Source organism: Pseudomonas sp. FP603, assembly GCF_030687415.1.
Classification (GTDB): domain Bacteria; phylum Pseudomonadota; class Gammaproteobacteria; order Pseudomonadales; family Pseudomonadaceae; genus Aquipseudomonas; species Aquipseudomonas wuhanensis.
Genome location: NZ_CP117431.1, coordinates 2,677,175 through 2,691,495 on the forward strand (window position 1 = coordinate 2,677,175; position 14,321 = coordinate 2,691,495).

At 60.5% G+C, this 14,321-nt stretch carries 10 protein-coding genes and 2 pseudogenes; 10 read left to right on the forward strand and 2 right to left on the reverse strand.

Annotated elements, in window-relative coordinates:
• Positions 1-27 precede the first annotated feature (27 nt).
• Complete coding sequence (locus tag PSH65_RS12450; RefSeq protein WP_305426462.1) at positions 28-954, forward strand: hypothetical protein; 927 nt, start codon at positions 28-30, stop codon at positions 952-954.
• Positions 955-1,185: 231 nt separating this feature from the next.
• A complete protein-coding gene (locus tag PSH65_RS12455) occupies positions 1,186-1,725 on the forward strand; it encodes a hypothetical protein (protein WP_305426463.1) in 540 nt (179 codons plus the stop codon).
• Between the two features lie 197 nt (positions 1,726-1,922).
• Here PSH65_RS12455 and PSH65_RS12460 read toward each other — a convergent pair whose 3' ends face one another.
• Positions 1,923-2,534: a glutathione S-transferase gene (locus PSH65_RS12460; protein ID WP_305426464.1), complete on the reverse strand. Its 612-nt coding sequence runs from the start codon at positions 2,532-2,534 to the stop codon at positions 1,923-1,925.
• Positions 2,535-2,624: 90 nt separating this feature from the next.
• A pseudogene (locus PSH65_RS12465) lies at positions 2,625-3,546 on the reverse strand (MurR/RpiR family transcriptional regulator).
• A 310-nt stretch (positions 3,547-3,856) separates the two neighbouring features.
• On the opposite strand from PSH65_RS12465, the gene iolC reads away from it, so the two are divergent.
• The 8 genes and pseudogenes from iolC (at position 3,857) to PSH65_RS12505 (ending at position 14,216) form a co-directional block, all read left to right on the forward strand.
• Positions 3,857-5,794 (forward strand): 5-dehydro-2-deoxygluconokinase, encoded by a 1,938-nt coding sequence (gene iolC / locus PSH65_RS12470; protein ID WP_305426465.1) that lies wholly within the window; start codon positions 3,857-3,859, stop codon positions 5,792-5,794.
• Between the two features lie 171 nt (positions 5,795-5,965).
• Entirely contained in the window at positions 5,966-6,859 is an 894-nt protein-coding gene (gene iolE, locus PSH65_RS12475; protein ID WP_305426466.1) for a myo-inosose-2 dehydratase, read from the forward strand.
• A pseudogene (iolB, locus tag PSH65_RS12480) lies at positions 6,856-7,665 on the forward strand (5-deoxy-glucuronate isomerase). The gene iolE and the pseudogene iolB overlap by 4 nt, the downstream one beginning before the upstream one ends.
• A gap of 44 nt (positions 7,666-7,709) precedes the next feature.
• Entirely contained in the window at positions 7,710-9,212 is a 1,503-nt protein-coding gene (locus PSH65_RS12485; RefSeq protein WP_305426467.1) for a CoA-acylating methylmalonate-semialdehyde dehydrogenase, read from the forward strand.
• Between the two features lie 26 nt (positions 9,213-9,238).
• A complete protein-coding gene (locus PSH65_RS12490) occupies positions 9,239-10,060 on the forward strand; it encodes a TIM barrel protein (protein ID WP_305426468.1) in 822 nt (273 codons plus the stop codon).
• 168 nt (positions 10,061-10,228) lie between these two features.
• Positions 10,229-12,160: a 3D-(3,5/4)-trihydroxycyclohexane-1,2-dione acylhydrolase (decyclizing) gene (gene iolD / locus PSH65_RS12495; RefSeq protein WP_305426469.1), complete on the forward strand. Its 1,932-nt coding sequence runs from the start codon at positions 10,229-10,231 to the stop codon at positions 12,158-12,160.
• A gap of 36 nt (positions 12,161-12,196) precedes the next feature.
• Complete coding sequence (locus PSH65_RS12500; protein WP_305426470.1) at positions 12,197-13,207, forward strand: Gfo/Idh/MocA family protein; 1,011 nt, start codon at positions 12,197-12,199, stop codon at positions 13,205-13,207.
• 148 nt (positions 13,208-13,355) lie between these two features.
• Positions 13,356-14,216: a sugar phosphate isomerase/epimerase family protein gene (locus tag PSH65_RS12505; RefSeq protein WP_305426471.1), complete on the forward strand. Its 861-nt coding sequence runs from the start codon at positions 13,356-13,358 to the stop codon at positions 14,214-14,216.
• Positions 14,217-14,321: the final 105 nt, after the last annotated feature.

Consider the following 14,321-nt stretch of genomic DNA (forward strand, 5'->3'; position numbering starts at 1 on the left):
GTAACACCTGCCTGGAGCACTACAACAATGAACAGATCCTCTGATGGTTTTTATCCTGTCGCAGATGAGTTCAGCACGCTCTCGGGCGTGTCCTGGGCCGCTATCTTCGCCGGGGCCGTGGCGGCTGCGGCGTTGTCGCTGATTCTCGTACTGCTTGGTTTTGGTCTGGGTTTTTCGGCGGTGTCGCCGTGGGCCCATGAAGGCGTCAGCGCCAAGAGCCTGGGTATCTCGACGATTATCTGGCTGGCCTTTACCCAGATCGTGGCGTCCGGGCTCGGTGGCTACATCGCCGGTCGCCTGCGGGTGAGGTGGGCCTACCTGCACGGCGATGAGGTCTACTTCCGTGACACGGCCCATGGCTTCCTGGCCTGGTGTATCGCGACGCTGGTGACCGCGACCCTGGTGGTCGGCTCGGTCAGCAACATCGTCAGCGGCGGCGTACAGGCCGGGGCCACGGTCGCCGGCGGTGCCACCAGCGCCATGACCCAGGCTGTCAGCGATGCCGACAGTGATCCGTACGGCTACTTTATCGACAGTCTGTTCCGCGATGATCGCCCGGTTGCTGTCAGCGATGACGCCGCCTACGGCATCGTCACCCGCATCTTCGCGCGCAGCCTGAGCAATGACGGCCAACTAGCGGTCGAGGATCGAGCCTATCTGGCGCAACTGATCGCCCAGCGGACCAACCTCACGCAAGCGGACGCCGAGCGTCGTATCGATGAAGTCTATGCCCGCACCCAAAAAGCCGTGGCAGACGCCAAAATGGCTGCGGAACAGGCGGCCAAAGCCGCTGCCTTGACCGCGTTGTGGATGTTCGTCGCGCTGCTGGCCGGTGCATTTTTTGCCAGCCTTGCCGCGATCTTCGGCGGTCGTCGTCGGGATGCCGTGGAGTATTTGGAAACCGATGCCTACGTGACCACCACCACAACCACGACGCTGCCACCTGTTCGCTAACCCAGGAGAACCATCATGCGCTCTTTATTGCTGTTCTTTCTTGGCGTACCGATCCCGATCATCATTCTGATTGCCTTGCTGACGTGACCCCTTGAGGCACTTGCTTGCGCCGCTTTTATCTCAGATAGAAGCGGCGTTTTGCTTTTCGGATGCCCAAGCAGCGAGAATCGCCCCAGCGGGAGCACATCCGCCCCCACTATTAATGTTGTTTTGCCTGACAGGAGAAATACCTTGGACAAAAAGGAAAGCAAACGGCAACTGGTGGCGATGCTCGAAAGCGGGCGCTCGAAGACCGAAATTTTCAAGACGCTGTCCGGCGGCGAGATCAAGGATCGGGTGCTGGCGTACTGGATCGGTGCCTATGCGGACCCCGCGCTGTGTCAGCGGCACTCCGGCAAGATCAAGACGTTACTTTTTCTGACGATTGCTCAAGCGTTGCTCGGTGCAGTCTTCGGGTTCTTCCTCGGCTCGATGATCGGGCCAGGTGCCACCGTGTTTTTCACCCTGTTTGCCGCAGGGGTGCCGCTGCTGTTCGCCTGGGGTTTTTACAAGAACGTTGCGCAGGCCTACACCATCTACGTGATCCTGTCCCTGAGCCAGTTTCCGCGAATGTTCCAGGGGTTTGAGGAGGATCCGCTGCTGACGCTCATTGGTGCCGCAATCAGTTTGGGCATGGTGTTTTTTGTCGCTTACCTCAAAACGCTGTTGTTCCCGGACCTGGGATTCCTGGGCTCGAAGAAGGTCAAAGGGCGCTACGTGTTTTCCAGCTGATAACCGAAGCCGAGCGCGGGGCGGATCGGTTAGACGTGGTGCTGGAGCCTGACTTGAAGAAAATGGCCTGAGGACGCCATCGCGAGCAGGCTCGCTCCCACAGGGGGTCTGTGTCGGATGCAGAAATATGAGATCGGTGGAGATCAATTGTGGGAGCGAGCCTGCTCGCGATGGGGTCGGTACTGTCGCTGCATCTCTCAATCGATCGGCGTACCGACAAACACCTCAAGTCCCTCGGCATACTCTGTGAACGCGCTGATTCGCGGAAACTGCGTAGCCTGCACCTGATCCGGCACCACCAGGTTGGTAAAACTCCAGGCCACCGCCAGGGTAATCCCGTCCTGCGCAATCGAACCGTCGGTTTTCAACGGCTGTTTTTCCAGCTCCCGCTCCAGCGCCGAATACGCCGCGGCCAGTTGCCCTTCAACCCGTTCCACCCAAGGCGCGTACTGAATCTCCGCGGGCCGCAGGTTGCGTTCGTAGTAAAGCTGCACCGACTTTTCGCACGCTGCCAACGCCAGGCCAGTCAGCCGCAGCGAGCGCAAGCGTTGATCCAGATCGTCGGGTATCAGGCTTTTGCCCGGCGCGGCCAGAGCCTCCAGATAGTCGATGATCAGTGTCGAATCCATCAACACCTCGCCATCATCCAGCACCAGGGTCGGCGCCTTCACCACGGGGTTGATTTGCTGGAACTGCTCGAAGTTTCTGAACACCGAAACCGACTCGTGCTCCAGCGGTATGCCCAGGCATTTGGCGGAAATGGCGACGCGCCGCACGTAGGGCGAATCCAGCATGCCGATCAGTTTCATTGAGCCTCTCCTTCAGACGGTCCTTGGGGGATGGACAACCTTAGCTGAGGTTCAGCGACCTGCAAACGGCCTCGCGCTAATCCTCAAAGGCTAATCCTCAAAGCCTACCTGCTCATGAATCTCATCAACCTTCAATTCCAGTCGATAAGCCACGGCGATAAACAGCGCTTGGCACAGGCACAAGGTCGCACTCAACGAGCGGAAGGCAAACGAGCTGCCTTCGTTGACCAGCAGCACAGTGTTGGCGCGCTTGGCCAAAGGTGAAAGGTTGCTGTCGGTGATGATCAGGGTTTTCGCCTGATTGTGCTGGGCAATACGCAGGCAGTGCTGGGTTTCCTTGCCGTAGGGCGTGAAGCTGATGGCGATCACCAGGTCATTGGCGCGCACGCTGCGCATCTGCTCGCGGTAACTGCCGCCGAGGCCCGACACCAGGTGGATGCGCTTGTTGGTGTGTTGCAGGTTGTAGACCAGGTAATCGGCCACCGCGAATGAGCGGCGCACCCCGACCACATAGATGTTGTCGGCATTCACCACCAGGTCCACGGCCTTGTCGAAGGCCTGGTCATCGAGTTCCAGCCCCAAGCCGCTCGATGCCCGACAGGGTGGCGTTGATGCACTCGCGCGCCAGATCGCCGCCGCTGGCTTTCTGCGACTTGTTGGCGATCATGCTGCGGATGCGTTGCTGGTAGTTCTGCACCGGCGTGGTTTTGTGGGTGTAGGCCTCACGGAACAGCGCCTGCATTTCGCTGAAACCGCTGAACCCGAAACGCTGGGAAAACCGCACGATGGCCGACGGGTGCACTTCGCATTCGCGGGCGATGTCGCTGATGCGGTCGACCATGATCCGGTCGCTCTGCTGGCTCATGTAGCTGGCGATGCGTTTGAGCTGGCGCGGCAGGCTTTCGTATTCATCGGTGATCAGCTGCAACAAACGCTCGGCATTGATCGGAGGGCTGGCGAGATCGCTGTCGGGCGTGCTCTCGGTCGTAGCCGGCTGATCGGTGCGGGACATAAGGAATCCTTCTGGCTTGTTCTTATAGAGATGACAGGCGGGTCATCCCCTGACAATAGGTTGGCTGTGCGCAGTCTACAGGGTAGGCCGGAATAAAATCTTGAGCTTGCGGCCATCATCGGGTCTGCTGAAACGATGCACTGTGTCTGGAGCGCTTGTGTTGAAGTTTATTGGAAAAAATATTCCACGTAAAAAATATTTAGAATAATTATTGATTGTTCGGTCCCGGTCGTTTTAGTCTGCATCCACCAAGAGTGTTCGGCGCCTTCATCGCCCCGAACGCAGGCTGATAAAAATAACAGGAGCCAGCATGGGCCAGACTCGTTTTGCCAGTGGGCGTCAATTGGATCTGATTTGCCTGGGGCGCCTAGGCGTCGACCTCTATGCGCAGCAAGTCGGGGCGCGGCTGGAGGATGTGAGCAGTTTCGCCAAATACCTCGGCGGTTCGTCCGCCAACATCGCCTTCGGTACCGCGCGGCTGGGCCTGAAGTCGGCGATGCTGAGCCGGGTAGGGGACGACCACATGGGCCGCTTCCTCGTTGAATCCCTGACCCGCGAAGGCTGCGACGTCAGCGGCATCAAGGTCGATCCGGAACGCCTGACCGCCATGGTCCTGCTGGGCCTCAAGGACCGCGAAACCTTTCCCCTGGTGTTCTACCGCGAAAATTGCGCCGACATGGCGTTGCGCGCCGAAGACATCAGCGAAGCCTTCATCGCCTCCAGCAAAGCCTTGCTGATCACCGGCACCCATTTCTCCACCGACGGCGTCTACAAGGCGAGCATCCAGGCGCTGGACTACGCCGAGAAGCACAACGTCAAACGGGTGCTGGACATCGATTACCGCCCGGTGCTCTGGGGCCTGGCCGGCAAGGCGGACGGCGAAACCCGGTTCGTCGCCGATCAGAACGTCAGCCAGCACGTGCAGAAAATCCTCCCGCGGTTCGACCTGATCGTCGGCACTGAAGAAGAGTTTTTGATTGCCGGTGGTTCCGAGGATTTGCTCACCGCATTGCGCAACGTCCGGCAACTGAGCGCGGCGACGTTGGTGGTCAAGCTCGGCCCGCAAGGCTGCACGGTGATTCATGGGGTGATTCCGGCGCGTCTCGAAGACGGCGCTATCTATCCCGGCGTGCGCGTCGAAGTGCTGAATGTGCTGGGGGCCGGCGACGCCTTCATGTCGGGTTTCCTCAGCGGCTGGCTGGAGGACGCCAGCGACGAGCGCTGCTGCCAGTTGGCCAATGCCTGCGGTGGGCTGGTGGTGTCGCGCCATGCCTGCGCCCCGGCGATGCCGACCCGCGCCGAACTCGATTACCTGTTCAACAGCCCGGTGCCGATCACCCGGCCGGATCAGGACGCCGTGTTGCAGCGACTGCATCAGGTCAGCGTGCCGCGTAAACAGTGGAAGCAGCTGTTCATCTTCGCTTTCGATCATCGCGGGCAATTGGTGGAGCTGGCCCATAAGGGCGGGCGCGACCTGAGCAGCATTGGCGAACTCAAACAACTCTTTATCAAAGCCGTGGAACGGGTCGAAGCGGATTTGCGTGAGCAGGGCGTCGATGCCGATGTCGGCTTGCTGGCCGATCAACGTTTTGGTCAGGACTCGCTGAACGCCGCCACTGGTCGCGGCTGGTGGGTGGCACGTCCGGTGGAAGTGCAGGGTTCGCGGCCATTGGCGTTCGAGCACGGGCGCTCGATCGGCAGCAACCTGATCGCCTGGCCGCAAGAACAGATCATCAAATGCCTGGTGCAATTTCATCCCGACGACGAGCCGCTGCTGCGTCTGGAGCAGGAAGCGCAGATCAAGGGCTTGTATCAGGCCTCCCAGGTCAGCGGGCATGAACTACTGCTGGAGATCATTCCGCCCAAGGATCACTCGTCAACCCACCCCGACGTGCTGTATCGCGCGCTCAAACGCCTCTACAACCTGGGCATCTACCCGGCGTGGTGGAAGATCGAAGCGCAAAGCGCCGAGGAATGGAAACAACTCGACGAACTGATTCAGGAACGCGATCCGTATTGCCGTGGTGTCGTGCTGTTGGGCTTGAATGCCCCGGCGGCGGCGTTGGCCGAAGGGTTTCAGCAAGCCAGCCAGAGCCATACCTGCCGCGGGTTTGCCGTGGGCCGGACGATTTTCCAGGAACCGAGCCGCGCGTGGATGGCCGGTGAAATCGACGACGAAACGCTGATCCGCCAGGTGCAGGGCACGTTCGTCGAGCTGATCGACGCCTGGCGCACGGCCCGGGCTTGATGAAACACCGCAATACCTGTGGGAGCGGGCTTGCCCGCGATGACGGCGGCACATTCAACATCAATGTGACAGCTAGATCGCAATCGCGGGCAAGTCGAATCGTCGCACCGCCACTCCCACAGGGTTTTGTGTCGCTCTTACTGGTTATGTAAAACAATAAAAGGTGCAGCCATGCCCGCTATCCGAATTGGCATCAACCCGATCTCCTGGAGCAACGACGACCTGCCGTCCCTCGGTGGCGAGACGCCGTTGAGCACCGCCCTCAGCGAAGGCAAGGACATCGGTTACGAAGGTTTCGAACTCAACGGTAAATTCCCCAAGGATGCCAAAGGCGTCGGCGACGTGCTGCGGCCCTACGATCTGGCGCTGGTGTCCGGCTGGTATTCCAGCCGTCTGGCCCGCCGTTCCGTGGCCGAGGAAATCGACGCCATCGCCAGCCATGTCGAGCTGCTGGCGAAGAACGGCGCCAAGGTGCTGGTCTATGGCGAAGTCGCTGACTCGATTCAAGGCCAGCGCATTCCGCTGGTAGAACGCCCGCGTTTCCACACCGAGCAAGCCTGGCAGGAATACGCTGACAAACTCACCGAACTGGCGCGTTTCACCCTGTCCCAAGGCGTGCGCCTGGCCTATCACCATCACATGGGCGCCTACGTCGAATCCCCGGCCGACATCGACAAACTGATGGCGCTGACCGGCAGCGAAGTCGGCCTGCTGTTCGATTCGGGCCACTGCTACATGGGCGGTGGCGAACCGTTGCAGGTGCTGCGCAAACACATCGAACGCATCTGCCACGTGCATTTCAAGGACGTGCGCAAACCGGTGGTGCAACTGGCGCGCAACAACCTGTGGAGCTTCCCGGACTGCATCATCAACGGCACCTTCACTGTGCCCGGCGATGGCGATATTGATTTCGGCGCCTTGCTCGACGTCCTGCTGGGCGCCGATTACCACGGCTGGTTGGTGGTGGAAGCCGAGCAGGATCCAGCGGTGGCACCGAGTTACGTTTACGCCAAAAAAGGCTACGACACCCTGCGTGCACTGCTCAACGAGAGGACCGCGCGATGAGCCTGTTGGTCAAAAGCAACGCCCGCGGCCGGACCATGGTCGAGTTGGGGCAGGGTGAGCTGGAATACGTCGGTTTCGCCGCTTACCGCCTGAGCCTCGGCGAAACCCTGCCGGTCAGCGCGGGCGACAAGGAATTGTGTCTGGTGCTGCTCAGCGGTCGGGTCGGCATCAAGGGTGAAGCACCGGGGCAGGGCGCATTCGACTGGGACAACATCGGCGATCGTCAGTCGGTGTTCGAAGACAAATCGCCGTTCGCCGTGTATTTGCCACCCGGCAGCCAGGCCCAGGTGGTGGCGTTGAGCGACGTGCAAATCGCCGTGTGCGCGGCGCCCGGTTCCACCGCCGAAAACCTCGTCCCAAGGCTGATCAAACCCGACAGCATGAAACGCAGCGTGCGCGGCAAGGGTGCCAACACCCGATATGTCTGCGACATTTTGCCGGACACCGAGCCCGCCCATTCGCTGCTGGTGGTGGAAGTGCGTACGCCGTCCGGTCACTCGTCGAGCTAACCACCGCACAAGCACGACACCGACGATCTGCCGCACCAGAGCTTTCTCGAAGAAACCTATTACCACCAGATCAACCCGCCCCAGGGCTTCGTGTTCCAGCGGGTCTACACCGACGATCGCAGTATCGATCAGGCCATGGCGGTGGAAAACAGCGATCTGGTTGTGGTGCCCAAGGGTTATCACCCGGTCAGCGTGCCCTACGGCTATGAGTCGTATTATCTGAACGTGATGGCCGGCCCGAAACGCGTCTGGCAGTTCCATAACGATCCGCAGCACAGCTGGCTTCTGGATCTCTGAATTACAACGCCTGAATTCCAATATTCGAACGGAGAACAAGAACAATGAGCGACGCCCCGGTCATAGGCCATTACATCGACGGTCAGGTGCAGGACAGCGGTAGCGAGCGGTTCAGCAATGTCTTCAACCCGGCCACCGGCAGCGTTCAGGCGCGGGTCGGGTTGGCCAGCCAGAAGACTGTGGACGACGCCGTTGCTTCGGCCCTGAAAGCGTTCCCGGCCTGGTCCGAGCAATCGTCCCTGCGCCGTTCGCGGGTGATGTTCAAGTTCAAGGAACTGCTCGACCGTCATCACAACGAACTGGCGGAAATCATCAGCCGCGAACACGGCAAGGTGTTCTCGGACGCGAAGGGCGAAGTAACGCGCGGCATCGAAATCGTCGAGTACGCCTGCGGTGCGCCGAACCTGCTGAAAACCGATTTCAGCGACAACATCGGTGGTGGCATCGACAACTGGAACCTGCGCCAGCCGTTGGGCGTGTGTGCCGGGGTTACCCCGTTCAACTTCCCGGTGATGGTGCCGTTGTGGATGATCCCGCTGGCGTTGGTCACCGGTAACTGCTTCATCCTCAAGCCGTCCGAGCGCGATCCATCCGCCAGTTTGCTGATGGCCCGTTTGCTCACCGAAGCCGGGTTGCCGGACGGTGTGTTCAACGTGATCCAGGGTGACAAGGCCGCGGTCGACGGCTTGCTGCAACACCCGGACATCGAGGCGATTTCCTTTGTCGGCTCGACGCCGATTGCCGAGTACATCCACCAGCAAGCGACCTCGCGCGGCAAGCGTGTGCAGGCACTGGGCGGTGCGAAGAACCACATGATCGTCATGCCCGATGCCGATCTGGATCAAGCGGCGGATGCGCTGATCGGCGCAGCGTATGGCTCGGCTGGCGAGCGCTGCATGGCGATTTCGATTGCCGTGGCCGTCGGTGATGTCGGCGACCAGTTGATTGCCAAACTGCTGCCGCGCATCGATCAACTGAAAGTCGGCAACGGCATGCAGGGCGACAGCGACATGGGGCCGCTGGTGACCGCCGAACACAAGGCCAAGGTCGAGGGCTTTATCAGCGAAGGCGTGGCCCAGGGTGCGCAACTGATTGTCGACGGACGCAACTTCAAGGTGCCGGGGGCCGAGAACGGCTTCTTCGTCGGCGCGACGCTGTTCGATAACGTCACCACCGAGATGAGCATCTACCAGCAGGAGATTTTCGGCCCGGTGCTGGGCATCGTGCGGGTGCCGGACTTCGCCAGCGCCGTGGCGTTGATCAACGCCCATGAATTCGGCAACGGCGTGTCGTGTTTCACCAGCGACGGCGGCATTGCTCGCTCGTTTGCCCGCAACATCAAGGTCGGGATGGTCGGCATCAACGTGCCGATTCCAGTGCCCATGGCCTGGCACTCGTTCGGCGGCTGGAAACGTTCGTTGTTCGGTGATCATCACGCCTACGGTGAAGAAGGCATCCGCTTCTACAGCCGCTACAAAAGCGTGATGCAGCGTTGGCCCGACAGCATCGCCAAGGGCCCTGAATTCAGCATGCCGACAGCCAAATAATTCACTTGTGCGGAGAACAACAAAAAATGAGCAAACCCCTGCGTTTCGCCCTGAACCGTATGGTCGCCCCACGTTTGTCCCTGCCCGCGTTCATCGAATTGGCGGTGACCCTCAAGGCCGACGCCATCGAGATTCGCAATGACCTCAAAGGCGTCGAGATCGAGGACGGCACCGCGCCCGAACACGTCCGTGAACTGTGCGCGGCCAAAGGCATCACCGTGCTGTCGATCAACGCGCTGTATCCGTTCGATGTCTGGAATGACGAGCGCCGCGCACACGCGCTGAAGCTTGCCGCTTATGCCCGCGATTGCGGCGCGCAGGGTTTGGTCATGTGCCCGCTGAACGACCGCGCCGATCCGCGTACCGAGGCGCAGCGTGCGTCCGGCCTGCGCACGGCGTTAAGTGAACTGGCGCCGATCCTGCGTGATCACGGCATCCTCGGTTTTATCGAGCCGCTGGGTTTCGAAGAGTGTTCGCTGCGGCGCAAACGCACCGCGGTCGATGCAATCAAGGCCATCGGTGGGCTGGATGTGTTCCGTCTGGTGCATGACACCTTTCACCATCACCTGGCCAGCGAACATGAATTCTTCCCCGAGCTGACCGGGCTGGTGCACATCTCCGGCGTCGAAGATGCCGAGGCGCCGCTGACGACCATTCGTGACGGCCATCGGGTGCTGGTGGGCGAGGGCGACATCCTCGGCAACGCGGCGCAGATCGAAACCTTGCTCGCTACCGGCTATAGCGGCTACCTGTCGTTCGAACCGTTCGCCGACAGCGTCCATGGCCTGGCGGATATCCAGACGGCGATTGGCGCGAGCATGGATCACCTGCAGAAGTCCCTGGGTTAATGGAGAACCCTGTGGGAGCGGGCTTGCCCGCGATGGCGGCAGCATATTCAACATTGATGTGTCAGGTAGATCGCTATCGCGGGCAAGTCGGATCGCCGCACCGCCGCTCCCACAGTGGATTGCATTCCACAGCACACACCGGATTTAGCTTCAAAGGAAGGTGCAAGCATGACCACAACAAGACTGACCATGGCCCAGGCCCTGGTGAAATTCCTCGATAACCAGTACATCGAGGTCGATGGGGTTCAGAGCAAATTCGTCGCCGGGATCTTTACCATTTTCGGCCACGGCAATGTGCTGGGTCTGGGGCAGGCCCTGGAACAGGACAGCGGCGACCTGATCGTCCATCAGGGCCGCAACGAACAAGGCATGGCCCATGCCGCCATCGGTTTTGCCAAGCAACACCTGCGGCGCAAGATCTATGCCTGTTCTTCATCGGTGGGCCCGGGTGCGGCGAACATGCTCACCGCTGCCGCGACGGCCACCGCCAACCGCATCCCTTTGCTGCTGTTGCCCGGCGACGTTTATGCGTGTCGTCAACCGGACCCGGTGCTGCAACAGATCGAGCAATTCCACGATCTGAGCATCAGCACCAACGATGCGTTCAAGGCCGTGAGCAAGTACTGGGACCGGATCAACCGTCCCGAGCAGCTGATGACCGCGGCGATCCACGCCATGCGCGTGCTCACCGACCCCGCCGAAACCGGCGCCGTGACCCTGGCCCTGCCGCAAGACGTGCAGGCCGAGGCTTACGACTATCCTGATTATTTCCTGCAAAAACGCGTGCATCGCATTGAGCGCCGACCGGCCACCGAAGCGATGCTCGGCGATGCCGTGGCCCTGTTCAAAGGCAAGCGCAAACCGCTGATCATCTGCGGCGGTGGGGTCAAATACTCCGGCGCCAATGCCGCGCTGCAGGCGTTCGCCGAGCGCTTCGATATTCCCTTCGCCGAAACCCAGGCCGGCAAGAGCGCGGTGGTGTCCAGCCACCCGCTGAACGTCGGCGGGATCGGCGAAACCGGTTGCCTGGCGGCGAATCTGTTGGCCAAGGATGCTGATTTGATCATCGGCGTCGGCACTCGCTACAGCGATTTCACCACCGCGTCGAAATCCTTGTTCAAACACCCGGATGTGCAATTTCTCAATCTCAATATCAGCCCCTGCGATGCCCTGAAACTCGACGGCGTGCAGCTGCTGGCGGACGCCAAAACCGGTTTGCAGGCACTGGCCGAAGCGCTGGGTGATTACCGCTCGAGCTGGGGCGATCAGCCCCGTCAGGCCAAGGCGCAACTGGATGAGGAAGTCGATCGCATTTATCAGGTCGAATACCAGGCGAAAGATTTCGTCCCGGAAATCAACGATCACCTGGACCCGGCGGTACTGCGCGAGTTCATCGAGCTGACCGGTTCCTGCCTGACCCAAAGCCGTGTGCTTGGCGTGCTAAACGAAACACTGGCCGATGACGCCGTGATCGTCGCCGCCGCCGGCAGTTTGCCCGGTGACCTGCAGCGCAGCTGGCGCAGCAAGGGCGTGAACACTTACCACGTCGAGTACGGTTATTCGTGCATGGGTTACGAGGTGAACGCAGCACTGGGCGTGAAGCTCGCCGAGCCTGAGCGTGAGGTCTATGCGCTGGTGGGCGACGGCTCCTACATGATGCTGCACTCGGAACTGGCGACCTCGATCCAGGAGCGGCGCAAGATCAACGTGGTGTTGCTGGACAACATGACCTTCGGCTGCATCAACAACCTGCAAATGGAACACGGCATGAACAGCTTCGGCACCGAGTTCCGTTTCCGTAATCCGGAAACCGGCAAGCTCGATGGCGGCTTCGTGCCGGTGGATTTCGCCATGAGCGCGGCGGCTTACGGCTGCAAGACTTACAAAGTGAACACCGTTGAGGAGTTGCAAGCTGCGTTGGCGGATGCGCGGTTGCAGACCGTGTCGACGCTGATCGATATCAAGGTTTTGCCCAAGACGATGATTCACAAATACCTGTCGTGGTGGCGGGTCGGCGTGGCGCAAGTCTCCACCAGCGCGCGCACCGACGCAGTGGCCAAGACCCTCAACGAACGACTGGCCAAGGCCCGTCAATACTGATTGCCCCAAACGAACAACAAATCTGGGAGTCTTTAAATGTCTTTGAAGCTTGGAGTTATTGGCACCGGGGCCATCGGCCAGGACCATATCCGCCGTTGCAGCCAGACCTTGCTCAACAGCCAGGTCGTCGCAGTCACCGACATCAATTTGCAGCAAGCGGTCAAGGTCGTTGCAGATTTGAAGCTGACCGCCGAGGTCTATCCCGACGGCCACGCGTTGATCAAGGCACCGGAAGTCGAAGCGATCCTCGTGACCTCCTGGGGCCCGAGCCACGAAGAATTCGTGCTGGCAGCGATTGCGGCGGGCAAACCGGTGTTCTGCGAGAAGCCGCTGGCGGTCACTGCCGAGGGCTGCCGCAAAATCGTCGAGGCTGAAGTGGCCCATGGCAAACGGCTGGTGCAGGTGGGTTTCATGCGCCCGTACGATGAAGGGTATCGGGCGTTGAAAGCCGTGATCGACAGCGGCCAGATCGGCGAGCCGTTGATGCTGCATTGCGCTCACCGCAACCCGACCGTGGGTGAAAACTACAAGACTGACATGGCGATCACCGACACCTTGATCCATGAGCTGGACGTGTTGCGTTGGTTGCTCGACGACGACTATGTGTCGGTGCAAGTGGTGTTCCCGCGCAAGACCAGCAAGGCCCACGCCCATTTGAAAGATCCGCAGATCGTGCTGCTGGAAACCGCCAAGGGCACGCGCATCGACGTGGAAGTGTTCGTCAACTGCCAGTACGGCTACGACATCCAGTGCGAAGTGGTGGGGGAGACGGGGATCGCCAAACTGCCGGAGCCGTCGCAGGTTCAGTTGCGCAGCGGGGCGAAGCTGTCCAATGCGATTCTGATGGACTGGAAGGACCGGTTCATCGCCGCGTACGACGTCGAGTTGCAGGCGTTCATCGATGGCGTGCGCGCCGGGCAGGTCGGCGGGCCGTCGGCGTGGGATGGTTACGCGGCGGCAGTGGCGGCTGATGCCTGCATCGAAGCACAAAGCAGCGGCCAAATCGTAAAAGTCGGCCTGCCAGACCGCCCCCGCTTCTACGGCTAAACCCATCCCCCTGTGGGAGCGAGGCTTGCCCGCGAAGGCGGACGTTCAGCCGACATCAATGTTGAATGTACCGACGCCTTCGCGGGCAAGCCTCGCTCCCACAGGATGGGTGTCTGGGTTCAGACCCTGGTTAAGGAGAACAAAAAAAATGCGCATCGCACTAGACCCCTACATGTACCGCAACCTGTCCCTGGGCAAGATGGTCGACAAGGTCGCCGAGCTCGGTTACGAACACATCGAGCTGTCGCCCCGGGAAGATTTCCTGCCGTTCTATAAAGCCCCCCGGGTCGACAAGGCGCGGATCAAGGAATTTCGCAAAGCCCTGAGCGACACCGGGGTCAAACTCTCTTCTTTATTACCGATGTACCACTGGGCCGCTGCCGATGAAGGCCTGCGCGTGGCTGCCGTGCGTAACTGGAAGCGCGCGATCCAGATTGCCGTGGAGATGGACTGCGAGCTGGTCAACACCGAGTTCACCGGCCAGTCGGACAACCCGCTGGTGTGCGAGAACCAGTTCATGCGCTCCATGGATGAGTTGATCCCCGAGTTCGAACGCGAAGGCATCAAGCTCGACATCCAGGCCCACCCTTACGATTTCTGCGAGCACAATAACGAGTCGGTGGACATCATCCGCGGTCTGGACCGGGACTGGATCAACTACCTCTACGCCGCGCCACACACGTTTTTCTATGATGACGGTGTCGGTGATATCGCCTCGATGCTCAAGTATGCCGGCTCAAAGCTGAACCACCTGATCATCGCCGACACCTACAACCACAAGGCTTCCTCGGGCTTGCGCTACATCGTCAACCCGCCGGGCGTCACCGCCACCGTGCACCAGCATCTGGACATCGGCCAGGGCGAGGTCGACTGGGAAGCGTTTTTCGGCACTTTGCGCGAGATCAAGTTCGATGGCATCGCTACCGTCTCGGTATTCGCCTGGGAAGACCGGCCGGACGAGTCCAACCGCATGATGCTCGAACGCGTCAAAAGCGAACTCTGCCGCTGACCGACCTACACAAAACCTGTAGCCGATCGTTCCCACGCTCCGCGTGGGAATGCATCCCGTGACGCTCTGCGTCACAAAGCGGACGCAGAGCGTCCATGGCGGCAT

Bases quoted from the DNA above. Each gene is read 5' to 3' on its own strand.
- iolE (WP_305426466.1), top strand. From the start codon at position 5,966: ATGCCCGCTATCCGAATTGGCATCAACCCGATCTCCTGGAGCAACGAC.
- PSH65_RS12450 (WP_305426462.1), top strand. From the start codon at position 28: ATGAACAGATCCTCTGATGGTTTTTATCCTGTCGCAGATGAGTTCAGC.
- PSH65_RS12505 (WP_305426471.1), top strand. From the start codon at position 13,356: ATGCGCATCGCACTAGACCCCTACATGTACCGCAACCTGTCCCTGGGC.
- iolC (WP_305426465.1), top strand. From the start codon at position 3,857: ATGGGCCAGACTCGTTTTGCCAGTGGGCGTCAATTGGATCTGATTTGC.
- PSH65_RS12500 (WP_305426470.1), top strand. From the start codon at position 12,197: ATGTCTTTGAAGCTTGGAGTTATTGGCACCGGGGCCATCGGCCAGGAC.
- PSH65_RS12460 (WP_305426464.1), bottom strand. From the start codon at position 2,534: ATGAAACTGATCGGCATGCTGGATTCGCCCTACGTGCGGCGCGTCGCC.
- iolD (WP_305426469.1), top strand. From the start codon at position 10,229: ATGACCACAACAAGACTGACCATGGCCCAGGCCCTGGTGAAATTCCTC.
- PSH65_RS12490 (WP_305426468.1), top strand. From the start codon at position 9,239: ATGAGCAAACCCCTGCGTTTCGCCCTGAACCGTATGGTCGCCCCACGT.
- PSH65_RS12485 (WP_305426467.1), top strand. From the start codon at position 7,710: ATGAGCGACGCCCCGGTCATAGGCCATTACATCGACGGTCAGGTGCAG.